The 20,098-nt window shown below is 68.0% G+C and carries 21 protein-coding genes and 1 pseudogene; 7 read left to right on the forward strand and 15 right to left on the reverse strand.

Translation table 11 applies throughout. The features are described 5' to 3' along the window. Window positions 1-26: 26 nt before the first annotated feature. The 5 genes from pstB to mshD form a co-directional block, all read right to left on the reverse strand. Window positions 27-800, reverse strand: a complete 774-nt coding sequence (gene pstB / locus B840_RS10380) for a phosphate ABC transporter ATP-binding protein PstB (protein WP_042622062.1) — start codon at window positions 798-800, stop codon at window positions 27-29. 45 nt (window positions 801-845) lie between these two features. Beyond that, window positions 846-1,766 carry a phosphate ABC transporter permease PstA gene (gene pstA, locus B840_RS10385; RefSeq protein ID WP_042622063.1) on the reverse strand — a complete coding sequence of 307 codons (921 nt, stop codon included), beginning with the start codon at window positions 1,764-1,766 and terminating at the stop codon, window positions 846-848. Window positions 1,767-1,784: 18 nt separating this feature from the next. Further along, window positions 1,785-2,852, reverse strand: a complete 1,068-nt coding sequence (gene pstC / locus B840_RS10390) for a phosphate ABC transporter permease subunit PstC (RefSeq protein ID WP_042622064.1) — start codon at window positions 2,850-2,852, stop codon at window positions 1,785-1,787. 189 nt (window positions 2,853-3,041) lie between these two features. Next, window positions 3,042-4,148, reverse strand: coding sequence for a phosphate ABC transporter substrate-binding protein PstS (gene pstS, locus B840_RS10395; RefSeq protein ID WP_042622065.1), 1,107 nt, complete (start codon window positions 4,146-4,148; stop codon window positions 3,042-3,044). A gap of 325 nt (window positions 4,149-4,473) precedes the next feature. Then, window positions 4,474-5,364 (reverse strand): mycothiol synthase, encoded by an 891-nt coding sequence (gene mshD, locus B840_RS10400; RefSeq protein WP_042622066.1) that lies wholly within the window; start codon window positions 5,362-5,364, stop codon window positions 4,474-4,476. 33 nt (window positions 5,365-5,397) lie between these two features. On the opposite strand from mshD, the gene B840_RS10405 reads away from it, so the two are divergent. Continuing rightward, the gene (locus B840_RS10405) at window positions 5,398-6,165 is read left to right on the forward strand and encodes an LmeA family phospholipid-binding protein (RefSeq protein ID WP_042622067.1); all 768 of its coding nucleotides are present in this window, start codon (window positions 5,398-5,400) and stop codon (window positions 6,163-6,165) included. Here the strand turns inward: B840_RS10405 and B840_RS10410 are convergent. Then, window positions 6,065-7,204 carry a diacylglycerol/lipid kinase family protein gene (locus B840_RS10410; protein WP_084602982.1) on the reverse strand — a complete coding sequence of 380 codons (1,140 nt, stop codon included), beginning with the start codon at window positions 7,202-7,204 and terminating at the stop codon, window positions 6,065-6,067. The two genes, B840_RS10405 and B840_RS10410, sit on opposite strands and share 101 nt — an antisense overlap. A 40-nt stretch (window positions 7,205-7,244) precedes the next feature. Between B840_RS10410 and B840_RS10415 the strand changes: the two genes are divergently transcribed. Then, the gene (locus B840_RS10415; protein ID WP_042622068.1) at window positions 7,245-7,946 is read left to right on the forward strand and encodes a heme-binding beta-barrel domain-containing protein; all 702 of its coding nucleotides are present in this window, start codon (window positions 7,245-7,247) and stop codon (window positions 7,944-7,946) included. A gap of 2 nt (window positions 7,947-7,948) precedes the next feature. On the opposite strand, the gene B840_RS10420 is transcribed toward B840_RS10415, so the two are convergent. Next, a complete protein-coding gene (locus B840_RS10420) occupies window positions 7,949-8,872 on the reverse strand; it encodes an aminodeoxychorismate lyase (RefSeq protein ID WP_042622069.1) in 924 nt (307 codons plus the stop codon). A gap of 42 nt (window positions 8,873-8,914) precedes the next feature. Here B840_RS10420 and ygfZ point away from each other — a divergent pair, with 42 nt between their 5' ends. Continuing rightward, window positions 8,915-10,009: a CAF17-like 4Fe-4S cluster assembly/insertion protein YgfZ gene (gene ygfZ, locus B840_RS10425; protein WP_042622070.1), complete on the forward strand. Its 1,095-nt coding sequence runs from the start codon at window positions 8,915-8,917 to the stop codon at window positions 10,007-10,009. Window positions 10,010-10,238: 229 nt separating this feature from the next. Continuing rightward, window positions 10,239-10,478 carry a DUF3073 domain-containing protein gene (locus B840_RS10430; protein WP_042622071.1) on the forward strand — a complete coding sequence of 80 codons (240 nt, stop codon included), beginning with the start codon at window positions 10,239-10,241 and terminating at the stop codon, window positions 10,476-10,478. Between the two features lie 150 nt (window positions 10,479-10,628). Here the strand turns inward: B840_RS10430 and purM are convergent, their stop codons facing one another. The 3 genes from purM to B840_RS10445 are packed head-to-tail and all read right to left on the reverse strand — an operon-like array spanning window position 10,629 to window position 13,641. Further along, entirely contained in the window at window positions 10,629-11,699 is a 1,071-nt protein-coding gene (gene purM / locus B840_RS10435) for a phosphoribosylformylglycinamidine cyclo-ligase (RefSeq protein ID WP_042622072.1), read from the reverse strand. 38 nt (window positions 11,700-11,737) lie between these two features. Further along, on the reverse strand, window positions 11,738-13,246 hold the full coding sequence (gene purF / locus B840_RS10440) for an amidophosphoribosyltransferase (RefSeq protein ID WP_042622073.1): 1,509 nt from the start codon (window positions 13,244-13,246) through the stop codon (window positions 11,738-11,740). A gap of 35 nt (window positions 13,247-13,281) precedes the next feature. Then, window positions 13,282-13,641, reverse strand: coding sequence for a sterol carrier family protein (locus B840_RS10445; RefSeq protein WP_042622074.1), 360 nt, complete (start codon window positions 13,639-13,641; stop codon window positions 13,282-13,284). A gap of 70 nt (window positions 13,642-13,711) precedes the next feature. Here B840_RS10445 and B840_RS10450 point away from each other — a divergent pair, with 70 nt between their 5' ends. Further along, entirely contained in the window at window positions 13,712-14,704 is a 993-nt protein-coding gene (locus B840_RS10450; RefSeq protein WP_042622075.1) for an acyl-CoA thioesterase, read from the forward strand. 17 nt (window positions 14,705-14,721) lie between these two features. Here the strand turns inward: B840_RS10450 and B840_RS10455 are convergent, their stop codons facing one another. Continuing rightward, entirely contained in the window at window positions 14,722-15,408 is a 687-nt protein-coding gene (locus tag B840_RS10455; protein ID WP_042622076.1) for a LysE family translocator, read from the reverse strand. 96 nt (window positions 15,409-15,504) lie between these two features. On the opposite strand from B840_RS10455, the pseudogene B840_RS13975 reads away from it, so the two are divergent. Both B840_RS13975 and B840_RS10460 read left to right on the forward strand, forming a co-directional pair. Continuing rightward, window positions 15,505-15,636, forward strand: a pseudogene (locus tag B840_RS13975) (Lrp/AsnC family transcriptional regulator); the annotation flags it as partial. Between the two features lie 3 nt (window positions 15,637-15,639). Next, complete coding sequence (locus B840_RS10460) at window positions 15,640-15,957, forward strand: Lrp/AsnC family transcriptional regulator (RefSeq protein WP_244878199.1); 318 nt, start codon at window positions 15,640-15,642, stop codon at window positions 15,955-15,957. On the opposite strand, the gene trhA is transcribed toward B840_RS10460, so the two are convergent. The 4 genes from trhA to purS all read right to left on the reverse strand — a co-directional run bounded on the left by trhA (window position 15,954) and on the right by purS (window position 20,005). Next, window positions 15,954-16,634 (reverse strand): PAQR family membrane homeostasis protein TrhA, encoded by a 681-nt coding sequence (trhA, locus tag B840_RS10465; protein WP_042622078.1) that lies wholly within the window; start codon window positions 16,632-16,634, stop codon window positions 15,954-15,956. The two genes, B840_RS10460 and trhA, sit on opposite strands and share 4 nt — an antisense overlap. A 165-nt stretch (window positions 16,635-16,799) precedes the next feature. Beyond that, window positions 16,800-19,076, reverse strand: a complete 2,277-nt coding sequence (purL, locus tag B840_RS10470; protein WP_042622079.1) for a phosphoribosylformylglycinamidine synthase subunit PurL — start codon at window positions 19,074-19,076, stop codon at window positions 16,800-16,802. 15 nt (window positions 19,077-19,091) lie between these two features. Next, window positions 19,092-19,763 (reverse strand): phosphoribosylformylglycinamidine synthase subunit PurQ, encoded by a 672-nt coding sequence (purQ, locus tag B840_RS10475; RefSeq protein ID WP_042622080.1) that lies wholly within the window; start codon window positions 19,761-19,763, stop codon window positions 19,092-19,094. Next, a complete protein-coding gene (gene purS, locus B840_RS10480; protein WP_042622081.1) occupies window positions 19,760-20,005 on the reverse strand; it encodes a phosphoribosylformylglycinamidine synthase subunit PurS in 246 nt (81 codons plus the stop codon). The genes purQ and purS overlap by 4 nt, the downstream gene beginning before the upstream one ends. Between the last annotated feature and the right edge of the window lie 93 nt (window positions 20,006-20,098).

Raw genomic sequence — 20,098 nt, forward strand, 5'->3', positions numbered from 1 at the left:
GGCCCGTCGTGCCGGGTGCCTCGGGGTTATCCGAAACGGCCGGCGATGTAATCCTCGGTCTCCTTCTGGTCCGGGTTCTCGAAGATCTTCTTCGTGTCACCGAACTCGACGAGACGGCCCGGCTTGCCGGTGGCCTCGAGGGAGTAGAAGGCGGTCTTGTCGGACACACGGGCCGCCTGCTGCATGTTGTGGGTCACGATGACGATGGTGAAGTCTTCCTTGAGCTCGTGGATGAGGTCCTCCACTGCCAGGGTCGAGATCGGGTCCAGGGCGGAGCAGGGCTCATCCATGAGGAGAACCTCCGGCTCAACCGCAATGGCGCGGGCGATGCACAGACGCTGCTGCTGGCCGCCGGAGAGGCCACCGCCCGGCTTGTCCAGACGATCCTTGACCTCTTCCCAGAGGTTGGCGCCGCGCAGGGACTTCTCCGCGACCTCCTTGAGCTTCTTCTTGTTCTTCTCGCCGGACAGCTTGAGGCCGGCGACGACGTTGTCCTCGATGGACATGGTCGGGAACGGGTTGGCCTTCTGGAATACCATGCCGATGGTGTTGCGGACGGATACCGGGTCGACCTTCGAGCCGTAGATGTCCTCGCCGTCGAGGAGGATCTCACCCTTGACGTAGGCGCCGGGGATGACCTCGTGCATACGGTTGAGCGTGCGCAGGACGGTGGACTTGCCGCATCCGGACGGGCCGATGAAGGCGGTCACGGCCTGAGCCGGGACCTGCAGGTTGACGCTCTGGACGGCGTGGAAATCGCCGTAGAAAATATCGACGTCGTTGAGTTCGAGCTTGGACATCAGTAACTCCTGTGGTCTGTGTTTCTGCTGTGCGAAGGGGCGAAGCTACTGCTTAACCGAGAACTTCGCGGAGATGATTCGGGCGCCGACGTTGAGCAGCGCGATGATGAGGACCAGGGTGAAGGCGGCGCCCCACAGCTTGTCCAGGACGGCCGGGGAGGTTCCCGCCTTGTACATGTCGAGCATCATCAGGGGCAGCGAGGACTGCGGGCCGGTCATCGCGTCCCAGTTGAGGGCCTGCGTGGAACCCACGAGGATGAGCACCGGCGCGGACTCGCCCATGACGCGGGCGACCGACAGCATGATGCCGGTGACGATGCCGGACAGCGCGGTCGGGAGGACGATCTTCGCGATGGTCTTCCACTTCGGCACACCCAGCGCGTAGGAGGCCTCACGCAGGTCCATCGGGACGACGCGGAGCATCTCCTCGGTGTTGCGGACGACGACCGGGACCATGAGCAGAACCAGCGACAGCGCGACAGCCATGCCGGAACGCTCGAATCCGAAGAGGGTGATCCAGGTGGTGAAGACGAACAGCGCGGCGACGATGGAGGGGACACCGGTCAGGATGTCCACCATGAAGGTGGTGATGCGGCCGAGGCGGTTGCCGTTGGCGTACTCGACCAGGTAGATCGCGGTGAACAGGCCGATCGGGATGGACAGGACCGAAGCGATCAGCGTCTGGGTGAAAGTGCCTACGATGGCGTGCAGTGCACCGCCGCCCGGGGAATGGTAGAGCACACCCTGCTGGGAGGCGGTCCACCAGTCGAGGGTGAGCACAGGGGCGAGGCCGCGGGAGATGACTGTCCAGAGAACCCACACGAGGGGGATCATCGCAATGACCATGGTGGCGTACACCAGGAACGTGGCGAGGGAGTTGGTCGTCTTACGACGCGAGGAGATGTGGCTGAATACGCTCTGGGATTCCAGCGGGGTGGATGCGGGAGCGATGGCGTTGTTGGTCATGGTGTTTTCCTCCGCCTTCTACTTCTTGGCCACAATGGCGCGGGCGATGGAGTTGACGACGAAGGTCAGGAGGAACAGCACCAGACCCGCGGCGATGTAGGCGCCGGCTCGAATATCATCGTTGAACTCAGGGGCAGCGTTGGCGATGGCGGTCGCGAATGTCGTGCCGCCGTCGAACAGGGAGAAACGGAACGCCGAGGACGGGGAGACGACCATGTAGAGAGCCATGGTCTCACCCAGCGCTCGACCGAGGCCCAGCATGGAGCCGGAAATGTAGCCGGAGAGGCCGAAGGGCAGCACGGTCATCCGCACGACCTCCCAGCGGGTGGCGCCCAGCGCGAGCGCGGCCTCGATCTGGCCGCGCGGGGTCTGGACGAAGACCTCGCGTGCAGTCGCCGCGATGACCGGCAGGATCATCACTGCAAGGACGATGCCACCAGTGAGGATGTTGCGTCCGGTGGCGAAGGACGGGGAGTTGGAGTAGACGGTGAACAGGAAGAAACCGCCCGCCCAGCTCTCCATCCAGGTGTAGAAGTTGGTCAGGAACGGACCCAGCACCTGCCAGCCCCACAGTCCGTAGACGATGGAGGGCACCGCGGCCAGCATGTCGACCAGGTAGCCGATCGGCTTGACCGCGCGCTTCGGCGCGTAGTTGGAGAGGAACACCGCGATGCCGAGGGCGATCGGCATCGCGATGAGCAGCGCCACCACAGAGATGAGCACCGTCGCCGCGAAAAGGTTCGGGATACCGAACTGCATTGCTTCGGTGTTGGAGGTGTCCCAGGGACCCGAGTAGGTGAAGAAACCGATGAAGCCCTCGGAGTTACGGTTCAACGACGGAACGGCGCGCCAGATGAGGAAGGCGCCGATGGCGGCGATGAGGACCGTGATCAGTGTCGCTGAGGCGGTGGACAGGAACTCGAAGATCCGGTCGCCGGGGCGCTTGACGCTTCCGGACGCCTTCAGGCCCGAGTGGCCGGACGTGTTCGGCTGCTCCGAGTTTCCGATGGTGGCCACGGAGTTGGCGATGACGGGCTCTCCGGCCTTGGTCACCTGACCCTCTGTGGTGGGACGATTGCTTGCCATAAGGGCAGTTCCTTTGAAACTAAAGGGAGAGGATTGGATAAATCACGGACCCGTATTCTGAACGTGACAACGCCCCCGAAGGCGACGATGCACACGGGGGCTGCTTCATGTCTGACCGCGACAACATGTAAGCGGTCCGGCCCCCTCCCCGGGTGGTAACGGTCACCCGGGGAAGATGCCTGCTACGCCTTACTGGATGGCCTCGACGGCGGTAGACAGACGCTCAGCGTGGGCACCGGTGACCGGGATGTAGCCCAGCTCGGCGAGGCCCTCATCCTGGGACTCCAGGGCGACGTTGAGGAAGTCCTTCACCATGGCGGAGGTGGTCTCGTCATAGCCGGCGGAGCAGACGATCTCGTAGGTGGTGAGGATGAGCGGGTAGGAACCCTCGGCGTTGGAGGCGAAGAGTGCGTCGGTGTCGACGACCATGTCGTTGCCCTCGGTGGCGAACTCGAGGTTGTCCAGGGCGACACCCACGGATTCGGTGTTCAGCTCGACCGGACCGGCGCCGAAGTCAAGGTTGGCTACGCCCAGGCCCTGCTGGGTGGCGAAGCCGGACTCCACGTAGGTGATGCCGCCGTCGATGGCGGACACCTGGGAGGCGACACCGTTGGAGCCGTTGGCGCCCTCGCCGACACCGGCCGGGAACTGCTGGCCCTCGGTCTCCCAGACGTCGCCGGCGGCTGCGCCGAGGAACTTCTGGAAGTTGTCGGTGGTGCCCGACTCGTCGGAACGGTAGACGACAGAAATGTCGGTGTCCGGCAGCTCGACACCCTCGTTCTCGGCGGAGATGGCCTCATCGTTCCACTTGGTGATCTCGCCCTTGAAGATCTTGGCGACGTTCTCGATGGACAGGTTCAGCTCGTCGACGCCCTCGAGGTTGTAGGCGATGGCGACCGGGCCGATAACGAAGGGCAGGTGCCATGCGTCGTTGCCCTCGCAGCGCTCTGCAGCCGGTGCGACCTGGTCCTCGGACAGCGGGGAGTCGGAGCCCGCGAAGGCAACCTGGCCACCGACGAAGTTCGTGCGGCCGGAGCCGGAGCCGGAAGCGGTGTAAGCCAGGGTCGCGCCGGACACAGCCTCCTGGTACTTCTGACCGAAGTAGTCCATGGCGTTCTGCTGCGAGGAAGCGCCCTCGGCGACGAGCTGGCCGGTGGTGCCCGACAGGCCCTCAATGGCGGCTGCGGTGGTTTCGGTGGTGGAGCCGTTGTCGGAGTCGCCACAGGCGACGAGGGTGACAGAGCCAGCGGCGACGACGCCCAGGATGGCAGCGGTGCGCTTGAAGTTGCGGATCACAGGAGAACCTTTCCGATACAAATCAGTCAGTAAGTGGGTCCGAGCAACCCGCAAAACCGGTGAAGGCGTTGCACACCTGACGATTCTCAGCGTTCTCACACCGAAAAAATGCAGGATTGTTGCTCGTGACAACTAAAGTTAGAGGGCTGAGATTAACTGGAGTGGTCCTGTTTGGTTAACGGACTGTAAACAGTTAGCAATCATTTCACGAACTTTCACGCCTGACCGGGCGTTTTGTTAGCACGGTCACGTGCGGAAAGTTATGGATCGCACCCCACATAACCACGCCGCTCGGGCGGGACACCGCTGCGGCTCCCCCACGCATTCAGCTCTGCGACCACACGGCATGCTCCTCGACGATCGCGAAACCCAGGTTCCGGTAGACCCGCACGGCAGGCTCATTCTCCGCCTCCACATAGAGGATCACCCGCCCGGCGCCCTTGCCCGCCATGTGCGCGAGACCCAGGCGCAGCAGCGGATCACCCAGTCCCCGCCCGCGGAACGCCGAGGCGAGGCCCACCACATATACCTCGCCGAAGGCGGGGTCTTCTTCGGTGTGCCACTTGGTCCAGTGGAAACCCGCCATCACCGGCTCACCCGCGGCCCACAGGAAGAGGACGTCCTCCTCCGCGAACCAGTCGGCCTCCTGCGCCCGGGCGAGACGTGCGCGGTCCCAGCCGCCCTGCTCAGGGTGCCAGGAGAAGGCCTCGTTGTTGGCCGACAGCCACGCTTCTTCGACCGCGTCCCGGCCGAAACGCTCCACCGACTCCGCGAGGTCGAGGGCCTCGACGTCCGCCCGCGGCTCGAAGCGCGCCACCTCCTGCAGCGCCTCGCCCTCCACTGCCATGACCAGCAGCCGGCGCGTCATGGTCCGCCCGAGACCGTCCGCCAGGGAGCGGGCGGCCGGAAGGTTGCCGTGGGCCCACACGTCGCGGCCCCCCAGTTCCGCGAGCAGTGCCGTCGCGACACCCCTCCTGCGCGCGTCGGGCGCGACGGCCAGCTCGCAGGAGGAGCCGTCGCAGGCCGCCAGGCCGAGCAGCCGCCCCTCGTCGAGTGCGAGGATATGCCGGTGGCCCAGGCGCGCGTCGGCGAGGCCGAGCAGGAACTGCTCGGAAAAAGCGTCGACGCCGTCCGTGCGGGCGGCGTCGATGAGCAGGGCGCGGGCGGCGTCGGCGAGTTCGGGGCGGGCGGGCAGGTCAATGGGCTCGATCTTCATGGTCCCCACCCTAACGCTGGTAGATATAGAGAGGTGTACGTTCCCCGTCTGCCGTTCATCATTCTCACCGCCCTCGCGGTCCTGATCGGCGTGGGCTGGCTGGCCGACAGCGTCGCCGCCTCACGGGTCGAACGGCACATCTCGACGGCCGTCGAGGAGCAGGCAGGCCTCGAGGTCAGCCCGCGCGTCAACGTCGGCGGAGCGCCCTACCTCGCCGCCCTGTTCACGGGGGAGATCCCCTCAGTGAGCGTGCACGCCCTCGACGTCGATGTCGAGGGCCTCGGGATGGTCAACGCCCAGACGGAGTTCACCAAGGTCACCGTCAGCCCCGGGCAGGTCCTCAGCGGCGAGATCGCCGGCGCCCCGGCGTCGTCCTTCACCCGGACGCTGCGTCTCGACGGGGTGGCCCTCGGCAGGCTCCTGGACATGACCGACCTGGACATCGCCCACCCCTACGACGTCTCCCCGGCCGGCGGCACAGCGGCGGAGGCGCAGCTCACCGGAACGCCGTTCAACCGGCGCGAGCCGGTCACCGTCATCGTCGACCTGCGGCTCGTGGGCAACGAATTCCACATGACGCCCCGCGAGCTTGTCGACGCCCCCGCCGACCTCTCCCCCACCGGAGCCGACGACGTCCGGGCGGCTTTCACCCTCTCCCTGGACACCAGGACGCTGCCGTTGGCGGGGCGGGCCAGCAGGGTCAACATGTCCGGCGGCTCCATCTTCTTCGAGGCGGAGCGCCCCAACGTCCCGGTGCGCCTGGCAGATCTCTCCCCTGTCGATGCTTCCGGTACCGGGTGAGGGACCCGATGATCCGGACGCCGTCCCGGAGCACCTTCCACCTGCTGCGCGCGACCGGATAGGCCTGCTTCGGGGCGAACACCTCGATCGCGTTGGTCCGGCTGCCCAGCACCGCCGCGGCGAACTCGCCGACATACTCCCCGTCCGCCTGGAAGCGTTGGGGCCGCCGGCACCGCAGCTCCACGTCGGCGGCGTCGTCGAACTGCACTGTCCGGCCCCTGATCCACTCCTCGAAGAAGGTGCGGTGGCCGAATCCGACCAGGTGCAGCATACTTGCCGCGCCCCGCACACCCCGCAGGCTGGTCAGCCCGAAGAGCCCCAGGCCCTGGTCGAAGCTGTTGCGCGGGTTGGTCACCACCGGCAGCGGACCGAGGAAGGTCCAGGGGTTGGTGTTCGACGCCACGAAGAGGGGGACATCCCGCAGGTTCAACTCCCGCCCGTCGGCGCTGCGCGCGTGGACGTCGATGTGCGGCGGGTCCCGCCGCGCCCGCAGCCACACCAGCAGCGACACCCGGAGGTACCGCAGCGGAGTGGCTGCGAAACCGTGCTGCCGGGCATCATGCACCCGGGCGACGACATCGGCGTCCATTCCGAAACCCGCGTTGACCGCGAACCACCGGTCGTTCCACGTGCCCAGGCAGATCGGGCGCCGCAGGTCCGCCCGCAGCAGCCCCGCGAGCCGCCTGGCCGCCAGCACCGGGTCCGGCGGGAATCCCAGTGCCCGGGCGAAGACGTTGGCGGAGCCCGTGGGAATCACCGCCAGGGCAGGAAGTCCGAGGGGGTCCCGGGCCTTCCCGCCCACCGGCCCGAGCAGGCCGTTGACCGCCTCGTGGACGGTGCCGTCGCCGCCGACGACCACGATCACGTCCCAGTCCCGCCTGGTCAGCCCCGTGCAGATCGCCTCCGCATGCCCGGAATGATGGGTGAAGCGTGCGGTGAGGCGAAGCCCCCCGACCGAGCGCAGCAGCGGGATGATCCGGCGGAAAAGGCGGTCGCTCTGGCTGGTCGAGTTCGGGTTCGCTATCAACAGGACGCGCACGATATACCAGCCTAGCCCTACGGATACTAAGGTGGTGGCCATGAATCAGGACCCGAAGAACACCCCGTCCGACACCCCCGGCGACGCCGCCGCGGCCGCCGCGGCCGCCTCCGGCCAGCCGCAGGGGCTGAGCGGCAGTGACGCCGTGAACCTCGCGGCGGAGCAGTCGAAGAACACCGCCCACCGAAACATCCCGCCGCTGAGCCTGGGCGACCTGCCCATTCCGGATGACACCGCCAACCTCCGCCACGGCCCGAACATCCACGACGGCCTGCTCGCCCTTCTCCCGCTGGTCGGAGTCTGGCGCGGCGAGGGCCAGGCCGACACGAAGACGGACGGCCTGTACGCCTTCGGCCAGCAGATCATCTTCGCCCACGACGGCGAGAACTACCTCACCTACGAGTCTCGCATCTGGAAGATCGACGAGGAAGGCAACCCCGTCGGCCCCGACCAGCGTGAGTCCGGCTTCTGGCGCATCTCGTCCTCCGACGACATCGAGTTCATCTGCACGCACTCCACCGGCGTGGCAGAGATCTTCTACGGCGAACCCGTCAACGAGCGCGCCTGGGAGGTCGAATCCGCCTCCTGCATGGTCACCTCCACCGGCCCCGCGGGCCTGGGCCCCGGGAAGCGCCTCTACGGCCTCATGCCGAACAACGATCTCGGCTGGGTCGATGAGCGTGTCGTCGACGGCACCCTGAAGCCGCGGATGTCGGCGCAGCTCACCCGCGTCGCGGGCTAGCGCTACTCCGCCCCGAGGGCCGCGTTGATCAGGGCGCGGACCTCCTTCTCGTTGCCGGGGACCGGCAGCTTGCGCCCGTCGATCTGGGTGACACGGACCGCCACCCGGACGGAGGAGACGAGCCAGACGGACTCGGCGTCGAGAAGCCGCTGCACCGTCATGTCCTTGGCCTTGCACCGCCAGCCGTGCGCGTCCGCGTACTCGAACAACGCGGCCTGGGTGGTGCCGGGGAGAACCTCGCCGCCCGGGATGGGAGTGCGCAGCTTCCTCCCCTCCCGCACGGCTATCACCGTCGAGGTCGCCCCCTCCAGGACCCGTCCTGTGCCGGGGTCGACGTAGATGACGTCGTCGAAACCGCGCGAGCGTGCGTGGCGCAGCGCCGCCATGTTGGCGGCGTAGTTGAGGGTCTTCGCCCCCACCGTCAACCAGGGGGCGGGCTCCGGCGAACCGCCCTCCGTGGCCTCCCCCACCCCCGGCAGGGAGGTGTCGATGGTGAAGCCCCGCGGGGAGGTCATCACCTTCACGCCGGTTGTGCGTTGTTCGAGCACCTTCTCGCCGATCGCGGAGATGGTGATCCAGGCGCTGGGGCGGCCGGTGGACTCCCGGCCGCGGGTGTAGGTCCACACGCATTTCGCGTCCCGGCCGCTGCGCTCGGTCCACTCCTCCACCGCCTGGCGGGTGGCTTCGATCCAGTACTCGCCGTTGGGCTCGGGCAGGTCCAGCAGGCGCGCGGAGGCCTGAAAACGGTCGAGATGGCGACGCAGGTTCGCAGGATGGCCGTCGCGGATGAGCAGCGTCTCAAACACGCCGTCCCCGCGGGTGACGGCCGCGTCGTCCCAGTAGACCAGCGGGAGGGCGGGATTATGTCGGCGGACGGAACCGCCGTAGGGCTCGACGACGTAGATGACGGGGGAGGATGAGTCCATATCCTTGCATTATGCCCCGTTTGGCGGGCTACCATCGGGTGTGTGACTTCCCCGACCTCTTCTGACTCGTCCGATTACCGCTCCCCGCTGCTCGGCCGGCCCGGTGCCGCCGAAGCCCAGGGAACCGACGCCGCCGTGGATTCCGCCGGCGTCGCCTGGCACTACGGCGACCCGTTGGGGGAGCAGCGCGCCGCCCACTCAGGCCTGATCGTGGTCGACCGCTCCCACCGTAAGGTCCTCCGCGTGACCGGCCCGGATGCCGCCCATTTCCTCAACAACCTGCTGTCCCAGAAGCTCGACGACGCCGCCCCCGGCTTCGCCGCCGCCACCCTCGACCTGGACATCCAGGGACGGATCCTCCACCACGCCGATGTCCTGCGCACCGACGATGCCTTCTACCTCGATCTCCCCGCCTCCCAGGCGTCGACGTTCCTCGACTTCCTGCAGAAGATGGTGTTCTGGTCCCAGGTCGAGGTCGCCGAGGCGGATCTCGCGGTGCTCACCCTGCTCGGCGACGCCGCGCCCCCCGCCGTTGCAGCCCACGCCTCCCGCGACGTCCCGTGGGGCGGTGTACCCCGCCGCGACCTGCTGGTGGAGCGTGCCAGCCTGGCAGAGACCGTCGCCGCGCTGGAGTCCGCAGGCGCACGCCTGGCCGGACTGATGGCGTTCACCGCCGAGCGTGTCCGCGCGTTGGAGCCGGAGAAGGCCGCAGACCTCGACGACAAGTCCATCCCGCACGAAATCCCGTCGTGGATCGGCCGGGACGACCTGCCGGGCGCGGTGCACCTGGAGAAGGGTTGCTACCGGGGCCAGGAGACCGTCGCCCGGGTGGAGAACCTCGGCCGGTCCCCCCGCGTGCTCGTCATGCTCCAGCTCGACGGCTCCGCCCCCGAGGACCCGGTGCCCGGCGCCGAGATCACCGGCCCCGCGGGCGGGCGCGCCCTGGGCAGGTTGGGCACCGTCGTCCATGACTGCGATTTCGGGCCCATCGGGTTGGCCCTGGTGCGCCGTAACGCGCTGGAGGGCCAGCAGTTGAGCATCGGGCCGACCGCCGTCATGGTCGACCCGTCCTCCCTGCCGCGGGAGAAGGGCGAGCAGGCCGGGCGGGCGGCCGTCAACCGGCTGCGCGGCCACTAAAAACAGGGGGGAACCGCGAATTTCCCCTCCTCCCCCAGCCACCCCCGGATTCGTCACAGTGATCTTGTGTTTTTCCCTATTGATGCCCCCTTTCAGCTGCTCAGGGGCACGGTAAGGCATTTTCGGACTCGACACGCTATTGTGTTCAACAGGAATACACACAGACGTAAAGCCGATGGGGCATCCGAATTCCCTGGATAGCCTTCACATACCTCAAGGGGGTCAGGCCATGGGACGCGGTCGCGCGAAGGCAAAGCAGACCAAGGTTGCACGCCAGCTCAAGTACAACACACACGAAATGGATCTGGATTCGCTCCAGCGTGAGCTTGCCTCGCAGAGTCCTCGCCGTTCCTACGACGACGCTGCAGCAGATGACGACCATGACGACCAGTACGCCGACTACGCGGACTGGGTGGATGAGGACGAGGACGAGGACGAACCACAAGGCTCGTCCTACGCTGGACGCTAACTCCGACCACGCGGCTTACCCCGAACTCAGAACAATGGCGCGGTACCACCCCACTCCAGGGGCCGGTGCCGCGCCGTTGTTCTGTGTGTGTTGCTCCGCCGCCTGGGCGGCAGGGTCACCCAGGACCGCCGGGTGACCCTGCCGGGCTTCCTAGTAGCCGGGGTGCGTCCCGCTGAGCGACGCGCGCTGCGTGTCCTCGGCGGTGGCGGTGCGGACAGTGCCGAGCTCCCAGGCGTCGATGTGACGTGCGGTGAGCATGGCCAGGGCGCGGTCGCGGTCCTCGGGGGCCACGATGGCCACCATGCCGACACCCATGTTGAAGGTCTTCTCCATCTCTTCGCCGGGGACCTTGCCCAGGTCGGCGATGGTGCGGAAGATCTGGCTCGGAGTCCAGGTGGAACGGCTCATGTCGCCGACCAGCCCCTCGGGGATGATGCGCTCCATGTTGCCGGCCAGGCCGCCGCCGGTGACATGGCAGAAGGTGCGGACCTTGCACTCGGAGGCGAGAGCGAGGCAGTCCTTGGCGTAGATGCGGGTCGGCTCGAGGAGTTCTTCGCCGAGGGTGCGGCCCAGTTCCTCGATGTGCCCGTCGAGCGGCAGGCCGGCCTTCTCCAGGAGGACGTGGCGGGCCAGGGAGTAGCCGTTGGAGTGCAGGCCGGAAGAGGCCATGCCGATGATGATGTCGCCGGAGCGGACCAGGTGGGGGCCGAGAAGATCATCCGCCTCGACCACGCCGACCGCGGTGGCGGACACGTCGTAGGCGCCCGGCTCCATGAGGCCCGGGTGCTCCGCGGTCTCGCCGCCGAGGAGGGCGCAGCCCGCCTGGATGCAACCTTCGGCGATGCCCGCGACGATCTGCGCGACGTGCTCGGGGACGACCTTGCCGATGGCGATGTAGTCCTGGAGGAAGAGCGGCTCGGCTCCGCAGACGACGAGGTCGTCGACGCACATGGCGACGAGGTCGATGCCGATGGTGTCGTGCTTGTTCATCGCCTGGGCGACGGCGAGCTTGGTGCCCACTCCGTCGGAGCCTGCGGCCAGGAGGGGCTCCTTGTACTTGCCCAGCGCGAAGAGGCCGGCGAAGCCGCCGAGTCCGCCGCGGACCTCGGGCCGGGTGGCCTTCTTCGCCAGCGGGGCGAACAGCTCGACGGCGCGGTCGCCGGCCTCGATGTCCACTCCGGCTGCTGCGTAGGAGGCGCCCTGGTGGTCGGTCTCGGTCATGGGTTCTCAGTTCTCTTTCTTCAGGGAGTCGAGCGGATCTAGTTGGCCTGCATCTTGGCGACCAGTTCCGCGTTGGCGCTGCCGGTGGGCAGACCGAGCGGGTAGGTGCCGTCGAAGCATGCGGTGCACAGCTGCTCACGCGGCTGTTCGGTCGACTCCACCATTTCATCAATGGAGACGAATCCGAGGGAGTCCGCGCCGATGGCGGTGCAGATCGACTGGGTGAGGGCGTCGCCGTTCTGGGCGTCGCCGGCGCCGGCGTTGGCGATGAGTTCGCCGGGGCTGGCGAAGTCGATGCCGTAGAAGCACGGCCACTTCACCGGCGGGGAGGCGATCCGGACGTGGACCTCCGCCGCACCCGCCTCGCGCAGCATGCGGATCAGGGCCCGCTGGGTGTTGCCGCGGACGATGGAGTCGTCGACGACGATGAGCTTCTTGCCGGCGATGACCTCGCGCAGCGGGTTGAGCTTGAGGCGGATGCCCAGCTGGCGCAGCGTCTGGGAGGGCTGGATGAAGGTGCGGCCGACATAGGCGTTCTTGACCAGGCCCTGGCCGAAGGGGATGCCGGATTCGCGGGCGTAGCCCACGGCCGCGGGGGTGCCTGAATCAGGCACCGGGATGACCAGGTCGCCTTCGGCGGGGAACTCCCGGGCGAGACGGCGGCCGATCTCGATGCGCGTGGCGTTGACGGAGCGGCCGCGGATGTTGGAGTCGGGGCGCGCCAGGTAGACGAACTCGAAGACGCAGCCCTTGTGGGTGGTCTCCGCGAAGCGTGTGCTGCGCACGCCGCCCTCGTCGATGGCGACGAGTTCGCCGGGCTCGATCTCCCGCACGAAGGCGGCGCCGATGATGTCGAGCGCGCAGGTCTCGGAGGCGACGACCCAGCCGCGGTCGAGCCGGCCCAGCACCAGGGGGCGCACGCCGTGGGGGTCGCGCGCCGCGTAGAGGGTGTGCCCGTCGGTGAAGGTGAGGCAGAAGGCTCCCTTGACCCGCGGGAGAAGTTCCTGGGCGGACTCGAAGACCGTCCGGCCCTCGGCGACGGATTCCGCCAGCAGGGCGGTGATCACGGCGGTGTCGGAGGAGGCCGCCTCCGCGTCGCGGAACTCCTTCAGCCCGCGGGCGATCGCCTCTTCCCGGAGCTCGACGAAGTTGACGAGGTTGCCGTTGTGCCCGAGGGCGACGTCGGTGCCGTCGGGGGAGGTGCGGAACATCGGCTGGACATTCTCCCACTTCTTTCCCCCGGCGGTGGAGTAGCGGGTGTGTCCGAGCGCGATGTCGCCGTGCAGCGCACCGAGGGAGGATTCGTCGAAGACCTGGGAGACGAGTCCCATGTCCTTGAACACCACGATGCGTTCGCCGTCGCCGACAGCGATGCCGGCGGCCTCCTGGCCGCGGTGCTGGAGGGCGAACAGCCCGAAATAGGTCAGTTTGGCGACTTCTTCGCCTGGGGCCCACACACCGAAGACCCCGCACTCTTCACGGGGCTCGGTCTCACCACGGTCGTCGAGGCCGTTGAGCGGGGCGGATTCGGTCCGGGAACGGTCCATATTTACCACGACCTACACTCTAGTCCGTGACCTCGTCACAAACTAATGACCGGCAGCAAACGCCCCACCTCGGTGACCCGCTGGCCCGAGGCCTGGACGCGGCCGTCGGCGAGCGCGGCGTCGAGAAGCAGCTCCCCGGTGGCCAGCTGGAGCCACGTCAGCGGGTCGGTCTCGAAGACGTTGGGCGGGGTCCCGCGCGTGTGTGCGGGACCGGCGATGCACTGCACCGCGACGAAGGGCGGGACCCGCACCTCGACCGTCCTCCCGGGCGCGTCCTGCGCGAGCTGGCGGACGGTGCCGCGGACGGCGTCGGCGAGCAGGGCACGGGGCGGCTTCTCGACGCCCGACGGGTCCCGGACCCAGTCAAACACCGCGGCCACTGAAGAGATGTCCATGACCCCGCATTCTACCCAAGGTAATGTGTGCCCCTAACCCCGATAGTTCGCTGAGAGAAAGCACGTCCGCATGACGAACAACCAGAAGTCCCCGAAGGTCACCCTGCGATTCCTCGCCGCCCCCACCGACGTCCTCATGGCCGGAAACCAGGGTGTCAGCGGTGGCCGCGTGCTCGAGTGGATCGACAAGGCCGCCTACGCCTGCGCCGTCCAGTGGTCCGCCACCTACTGCGTCACCGCCTACGTCGGCCACATCCACTTCAACCGGCCCATCCCCTCCGGCCACATGGTGGAGGTGCGTTCACGGATCGCGATGACGGGGCGTTCCTCGATGCACATCGTCAACGAGGTCTACTCCGCCGACCCCCGCGAGGGCGTTTTCACCCGGGCGTGCGACTGCCTGGTCATTTTCGTGGCCAAGGACACCGCCACCGGAAAGACCCAGGCGGTGCCCGAGTTCATCCCGTCCAACGAGGAGGAGCGGCGCGTCCTCGACGCCGCGCTCTCGCGCATCGAACTGCGCAAGGCCATCGAGTCGGAGATGGAGCAGCAGACCTACAACGGCCCCTCCGAGGCCCCGCGCGTGATCCACCGCTTCCTGGCGAAGCCCACCGACATCAACTGGGGCGGCAAGGTCCACGGCGGCACCGCCATGGAGTGGATCGACGAGGCCGGCGCGGCCTGCACGATGGAGTGGTCTGGCGAGCACACCGTCGCGGTGTACGCCGGCGGGATCCGCTTCTACCGCCCTATCAGCATCGGCGACCTCATCGAGGTCGACGCCCGCATGGTGCGCACCGATTCCCGCTCCATGCAGCTGAGCGTCCACGTGCGTTCCGGGAGCCCGCGCGGCGGCCGCGAGCACCTCCAGACCGCGATCCATGCCACCGTGACCTACCTGGCCATGGACGTCGACGGCAACGCCCTGCCCGCCCGCCAGTTCACCCCGCGCACCACCGAGGACGTGCGGCTCGCCGAGCACGCCACGACCCTGCGCGAGCTCCGCGCGAAGTACGCGCCGACGCCGCTGGTGCCGCAGAGCACCCCGTCGCACATCGACTAGGAGCGGGAGTCAGGCCGCTACAGGAGGTGCTGCGCCAGCATCCCGGCGGCCACGACCATCATCGCCACGCCGGCCACGCCGGTCAGGATCCGCGAGCCCCGTTCCGAACCCGCGAGCACCCTGCCCGCGAACAGTCCGAGCAGCGCGTAGAAGGTCGTCGCCGACGCGATGAACAGCAGCCCCAGCGCGAACATCTGCGCCGCGGCGGGCCAGCCGGCGGGGGCGATGAACTGCGGCAGCAGCGCGATGAACAGCATCAGCCCCTTCGGGTTGAGGCCGCTCACCGCTGCGCCGGTGGCGACGGTTCCCGCCCGCTTCTCGACGGCCGTCTCCGCCCTCGTCAGCGTCGCAACTCCCCCGCCGCCGGGCTCCTCGTCCGGTGCGGCAGACAAAGCCGTGTCGACCTCGACGCTGACCGGGCCGGCCAACGCCGCCCGCACCATCGTCCAGCCGATCCGCAGGAGCACGAGCACGCCGAGGACCGTCACAACGGTCAGCAGCACCGGATGCCGGGCCACCAGCGCACCGAGGCCACCGGAGACGACGACCGTCAGGCCGAGGTAACCCAGCCCGATCCCCAGCAGGGGCAGGACGAGGGAGCGGCGCCGGAAGGCGTGGCCGAGCACGAACGCCCAGTCCGGGCCCGGGGTGACGATCAGCAGCAGGCTGACGGCCCAGAAGCTCAAGAGGTGCGCGATATCCATGCCAGTGATGATGCCGACGATCCGGCGGGCCGGAAACTTCCGCGCTTTTCATTCATCCCGGGTTGACCAGGCGCGCCTTATGGCAGAATCAGGCGCATGGACGCTGTCGACCGCACGATTCTGTCACTGATCCAGGACAATGCGCGGATCACAGCCGCGGAGCTGGCGCATCATACGGGGGCGTCATCAAGCACCTGCCTGCGGCGCCTTCGGGCGCTGGAACGCGGGGGCGTGATCACCGGATTCCACACCCGCCTGGACCCCGCGACGGTCGGCTACGGCGTGCAGGTGATCGCGTTCATCACCCTGGACCAGGAGGACCGGGCGACGGTGGCGGCGCTGGAGGACGGGCTGGCGGCTATCCCCCAGGTGCTGTCGGCGGAGCGGCTGTTCGGCGACCCGGACTTCCTCGTACGTCTGGTGGCGCACGACCTCGCGGACTACCAGCGGCTGCGCGACGAGCACCTGAGCGAACTGCCAGGCGTCGCGCGGATCACCTCCACGCTGGTCATGCGGACCATCGTCGCCGACGGGCCGATTCCGCTCTAGACGACGACCATCCACACCGCGACCTGGTGCACCGCCGCCGCGACGATCGTGGCCGTGTGGAAGTGCTCGTGGTAGCCGATGACGCTGGCGTCCCGGCCCGGCCAGCGGAACCCGTACATCAGCGCGCCGAGCGAGTAGACCATGCCGCCGGCGAACAGCAGCCACACCACCGCCGGGCCGACCCCCGACCACAGCTCCGGAACGAGGGGAACGATGAGCCAGCCCAGCGTGAGGTAGACGACCACCGACAACCAGCGGGGATGGTCGATCCACACCAGATTGAGCGCGATTCCGAGCGCCGCGCCGGTCCAGGCCGAGACGAGCATCCAGGTGGCCTGCGTGGACTCCAGGGCAATGAGGCAGAAGGGCGTGTACGTGGCGGCGATGAAGAAAGCGATGGTGGCGTGGTCGGCTCGCCGCCACCCCTCGACCGTGCGCTGGCTGCGCCACCGGCCGAGATGGTAGGCGGCGGACACACCGAACAGGACGACCACCGAGACCGCGTAGAGGGTCACCCCGAGCGCCTGCCACCAGACGATGGTCATCCATGCGTAGGTGGCCAGGACGGAGCCTGCGACGACGGAGGCCAGCGCGGCGATGAAGTGGAACCAGCCGCGCGTGACCGGGCGCGGGCCGCGGTCGAAGACCGTCCTGGTGATCGTGATGGTATCTGCCACTGGCCCAACCTTCCTTCGCGTAAGTTACGCGAGCGTAAGTATCTGCCAGTGTACGCCCGCGCCCCAGGGTCCGGCAACAGTATTCCGGACGCGAACCGTCACAGGCCCTCCGCGGGACAGAAAGAGCCCGGGAGGTGATCCTCCCGGGCTCTTCCACTCGAACGGCTACTCGACGACCGAGTTGGCGCCCACCGCGTGACCGAACAGGTCGGGCAGGGTCGCCTTCCAGGCGGCCTTGAGCTCGTCCAGATCGACGGCGACGTCGCCGAAGACCAGCTCGCGGCCCTGGGTGGTCTCGCCGATGACGGCGGCCGGGACACCCTTCTCAGCGGCGCGGGCCAGGACGGCGTCGACACGCCCGGCGGTGGTGGCCACCACCGCGCGGGACGCGGACTCGGAGAACAGTGCGACGAACTCGTCCTCGTGCACTGCGGAGAGGTCGAGCTTCACGCCGCCCTCGGTGCGGAACGCCATCTCCACGACGGTCTGCGCGAGGCCGCCCTCGGAGATATCGTGCGCGCCGGTCAGGTCGGTGTTGCCCACGAAGAAGTCCGCCAGGCGCTCCTCGTCGGCCAGGTCGACCTGCGGGGGCAGGCCGGACAGGCCGCCGCCGGAGATCTGCTGCCAGATGGAGCCGCCGAACTCGTCGTCGGTCTCGCCCAGGAGGATGAGGACCTCGGCCTCATCGACGGTGCCCAGGTCGTGGCCGATGGCCTGGTGGACATCCTCGATGACGCCCAGGACGCCGACGACGGGGGTCGGCAGGATCGGCTCGTCACCGGTCTGGTTGTAGAAGGAGACGTTGCCGCCGGAGACCGGGATGCCCAGCTCCTTGGCGCCGTCGGCCAGGCCGTGGACGGCCTCGCGGAACTGCCACATGACGTCGGCGCTCTCCGGGGAACCGAAGTTGAGGCAGTTGGTCACCGCGACCGGCTTCGCGCCGGTGACGGCGACGTTGCGGTAGGCCTCGGCGAGCGCCAGGCGGGCGCCGGTGGCCGGGTCGAGCTTGGTGTAGCGGCCGGAGGCGTCGGCCGAGACGGCGACGCCCCGGTTGGTCTCCTCGTTGATGCGCAGGACACCGGCGTCGGAGTACTTGGCCTTGACGGTGTTGCCGCGGACGTAGCGGTCGTACTGCTCGGTGATGAAGTCACGGGAGCACAGTGCCGGGGAGGACACCATGTCGAACAACGCCTGCTTGAGGTCCGCCGGCCGTTCGACCGGGGCCTGCTCCTGCAGCTCGTCCTGCCACTCGGGGCGGGCGAAGGGGCGCTCGTAGACCGGGCCCTCGTCGATGGTGGACGCCGGGGCGTCGACCACCAGCTCGCCGTTGTGGTACACGAGGTAGCGGTCCTTCTCGTCGATGACCTCGCCGATCTCGGCGACGGGCACCTCCCACTTCGCGCAGATCGCCTGGAACTTCTCCACGTTCTCCGGGGTCACCACGGCGCACATGCGCTCCTGGGACTCGGAGGCGAGGATCTCGGCGGCGGTCATGTTCTCGGCGCGCAGCGGCACGGCGTCGAGGTTGACGCGCATTCCGCCGTCGCCGGCGGCCGCCAGCTCGGAGGTGGCGCACGCGAGGCCACCGCCGCCGAGGTCCTGGATACCGACGACCACACCGGCCTGGTAAAGCTCGAGGCAGCACTCGATGAGGACCTTCTCGGCGAAGGGGTCGCCGACCTGGACGGCCGGCAGCTTGCGCTCGGCGCCCTCCTCGAAGGACTCAGAACCGAGGACGGACACGCCGCCGATGCCGTCGAGGCCCGTGCGGGAGCCGAAGAGCATGACCTTGTTGCCGGTGCCCGAGGCGAAGGCCAGCTTGAGGTCCTCCACCTTGAGGGTGCCCACACACAGGGCATTGACCAGCGGATTGCCGGAGTAAGCCTCGTCGAAAACGGTCTCGCCGCCGATGTTGGGCAGGCCGAGGGAGTTGCCGTAACCGCCGACGCCGTGGACGACACCCGGCAGAACGCGCTTGGTGTCCGGGGCGTCCGCCGGGCCGAAGCGCAGCTGATCCATCACGGCGATCGGGCGGGCGCCCATGGCCATGATGTCGCGGACGATGCCGCCGACGCCGGTCGCCGCACCCTGGTAGGGCTCGACGAAGGAGGGGTGGTTGTGGGACTCGACGCGGAAGGTGACGGCGTCTCCGCCGCCGATGTCGACCACGCCGGCATTCTCGCCGATGCCGGCGAGGATCTTCTCCGCCATCTCCGGGGTGGTGGTCTCACCGAAGTAGCGCAGGTGCACCTTGGAGGACTTGTAGGAGCAGTGCTCCGACCACATCACCGAGTAGACGCTCAGTTCCGCGTCGGTGGGTCGGCGGCCGAGGATCTTGGTGATCTTGTCGTACTCGTCGTCCTTGAGGCCGAGCTCGACGTAGGGCTGCGGGGCATCCGGGTTGGCCTTGGCGGCGTCGACGGTGTCGTTATGAACTGTCATTGTGTGTTGCGCCTCCTAGGCTGCGATCGTGCCGATGGCGGACAGGAACATCCCCAGGCCGTCGATGGACGGGCCGGTGAGGATCTCGACGGCGTGCTCCGGGTGCGGCATGAGTCCGACGACGCGGCCGGTCTCGTTGGTGATGCCGGCGATGGCGTTGAGGGAACCGTTGTAGTTGTCGGTGTAGCGGAAGACCACGCGGCCCTCCCCCTCGAGCATGTCGATGGTGTCCGGGGCGGCCTGGAAACGGCCCTCGCCGTGCTTGGCCGGGACGAGGATCTTCTGGCCGGCCTCGTAGTGCGAGGTCCACGCAGTGTCGGCGTTGACGACCTCAAGGTAGGTGTCGGTGCAGTGGAAGTGGAGGCCCTCGTTGCGGGTGAGGGCGCCGGGCAGGAGGCGGGCCTCGGTGAGGACCTGGAAGCCGTTGCAGATTCCCAGGACCGGCATCCCCTTGCCGGCCGCCTCGACGACAGCCCGCATCACCGGCGCGATCGCGGAGATGGCGCCGGAACGCAGGTAGTCGCCGTAGGAGAATCCGCCCGGGACGACGACCGCGTCGACGCCCTTGAGGTCCTCGTCGGCGTGCCACAGGTTGACCACCTCGGCGCCGGCGATGCGGACGGCACGGGCGGCGTCGACGTCGTCGAGCGTGCCCGGGAAGGTGATGACACCGATCTTGGCGGTCACTTGGCGACCTCCACGCCCACGACCTCGAAGTCCTCGATCACGGTGTTGGCGAGCAGCGTCTCGGCGACCTTCTCGAGGTCGGCGGCGGTGACGGAGTCATCCACCTCCAGCTCGAAACGCTTGCCCTGACGTACGTCGCTGACGCCGGTGACACCGATGCGCCCCAGCGCTCGGTGGACGGCCTGTCCCTGGGGGTCGAGGATCTCCGCCTTCGGCATGACATTCACAACAACACGGGCCACAGTTTTCCCTTATCTTCGCCGGAATTGGTCGGATTTCATTCTAGCCTGCCGCACCAAACCCAGTTACTTCGCGAGACGCAGGGCACATACCAG

The organism is Corynebacterium marinum DSM 44953 (genome assembly GCF_000835165.1).
GTDB lineage: Bacteria > Actinomycetota > Actinomycetes > Mycobacteriales > Mycobacteriaceae > Corynebacterium > Corynebacterium marinum.

Excerpts from the sequence above, each read along its gene's own strand:
- pstB (WP_042622062.1), bottom strand. The coding sequence starts at position 800 with ATGTCCAAGCTCGAACTCAACGACGTCGATATTTTCTACGGCGATTTC.
- pstA (WP_042622063.1), bottom strand. The coding sequence starts at position 1,766 with ATGACCAACAACGCCATCGCTCCCGCATCCACCCCGCTGGAATCCCAG.
- pstC (WP_042622064.1), bottom strand. The coding sequence starts at position 2,852 with ATGGCAAGCAATCGTCCCACCACAGAGGGTCAGGTGACCAAGGCCGGA.
- mshD (WP_042622066.1), bottom strand. The coding sequence starts at position 5,364 with ATGAAGATCGAGCCCATTGACCTGCCCGCCCGCCCCGAACTCGCCGAC.
- B840_RS10415 (WP_042622068.1), top strand. The coding sequence starts at position 7,245 with ATGAATCAGGACCCGAAGAACACCCCGTCCGACACCCCCGGCGACGCC.
- B840_RS10420 (WP_042622069.1), bottom strand. The coding sequence starts at position 8,872 with ATGGACTCATCCTCCCCCGTCATCTACGTCGTCGAGCCCTACGGCGGT.
- B840_RS10430 (WP_042622071.1), top strand. The coding sequence starts at position 10,239 with ATGGGACGCGGTCGCGCGAAGGCAAAGCAGACCAAGGTTGCACGCCAG.
- purM (WP_042622072.1), bottom strand. The coding sequence starts at position 11,699 with ATGACCGAGACCGACCACCAGGGCGCCTCCTACGCAGCAGCCGGAGTG.
- purF (WP_042622073.1), bottom strand. The coding sequence starts at position 13,246 with ATGGACCGTTCCCGGACCGAATCCGCCCCGCTCAACGGCCTCGACGAC.
- B840_RS10445 (WP_042622074.1), bottom strand. The coding sequence starts at position 13,641 with ATGGACATCTCTTCAGTGGCCGCGGTGTTTGACTGGGTCCGGGACCCG.
- B840_RS10450 (WP_042622075.1), top strand. The coding sequence starts at position 13,712 with ATGACGAACAACCAGAAGTCCCCGAAGGTCACCCTGCGATTCCTCGCC.
- B840_RS10455 (WP_042622076.1), bottom strand. The coding sequence starts at position 15,408 with ATGGATATCGCGCACCTCTTGAGCTTCTGGGCCGTCAGCCTGCTGCTG.
- purL (WP_042622079.1), bottom strand. The coding sequence starts at position 19,076 with ATGACAGTTCATAACGACACCGTCGACGCCGCCAAGGCCAACCCGGAT.